We start from the raw sequence: 956 nt of genomic DNA, 5'->3' as shown, positions 1-956 counted from the left end.
AAGAAATGATACGTAAATTCTTAGTTCTGACGGTCTTGCTGGGCCAAACACTGGTGCTGAGCGGCTGCGGTGACAATGGTGCGTCTGAGCTCACGGAGTGGATGGAGTCGGTTAAAAAAGAAACTAAACTGGTCACTCCCAAGCTCAATCCGCCGAAAGTCTATGTGCCGGTTTCTTATGAGGTGAAGTCGGAGATTGATCCCTTTAATCAGGAAAAATTGTTGGCTGTATTGGCACGTATGAAACCTGATAGCGGTAATGGCTTGCGTCCCAATATGGACAGGCCGCGCGAAGAATTGGAAGGCTATCCTCTGGATGCCTTAAAAATGGTGGGTGTGATTGAAAAAAAATCAGCCCGTATTGGTTTGATACAGTCGGATAAAAAAGTGTATCAGGCCAAGCAGGGTGGCTACATCGGGCAAAATTTTGGTCTGATCACGAAAATTACCGATGCTGAAATCCAGATTAAAGAAACGGTCCAGGATGCAACAGGAGAATGGGTTGAACGTAATGTTAAGCTTGAGCTGCAGGGGAGTCAAAAATGAAAGCGTTGATAAATACAAGTAAAAGGGGCGCTATGTTTGTCAAAGCCTGTTTCCTGTTCATGTTGGGACTGACGCAGTTGGCTTTTGCTCAGTCTAACAGTATTGAGTCTGTCGTCACCAATCAGCAGGGTGCGAATATTGTCGTCAAGATTGGGATGAAAAATCCACTCGAAAAGCAGCCGGCTGGCTTTTCCATCGCAACGCCATCTCGGATAGCGCTGGATTTTCCCGACGTGGTTAACGGTACCGGTAAAAGTACCGTGGATGTAAATATCGGTGATCTGCGTACCGTCACGCTGGTTGAGGCGTCCGGCCGTACTCGCATGATTTTTAATCTCAATAAGCCGCTCAATTACGCCGCCACGATAGAGGGGAAATATCTGATCGTGACAATAGATGGTTCCGGTGGTG

At 47.1% G+C, this 956-nt stretch carries 2 protein-coding genes; both read left to right on the top strand.

Features of this window, described 5'->3' with window-relative positions; translation table 11 throughout:
* A partial coding sequence (locus KDM89_RS19140; protein WP_329604698.1) for a pilus assembly protein PilP occupies window positions 1-545 on the top strand: 545 nt, incomplete at its 5' end.
* A partial coding sequence (locus tag KDM89_RS19135; RefSeq protein WP_212689512.1) for an AMIN domain-containing protein occupies window positions 542-956 on the top strand: 415 nt, incomplete at its 3' end. The genes KDM89_RS19140 and KDM89_RS19135, both read left to right, overlap by 4 nt.

It is taken from the genome of Cognatundibacterium luofuense, from assembly GCF_018139685.1.
Taxonomy (GTDB): Bacteria; Pseudomonadota; Gammaproteobacteria; order Burkholderiales; family Burkholderiaceae_D; genus Undibacterium; species Undibacterium luofuense.
Note: the sequence above shows the minus strand (reverse complement) of the source record. Positions and strands in the feature narration are given on the sequence as shown.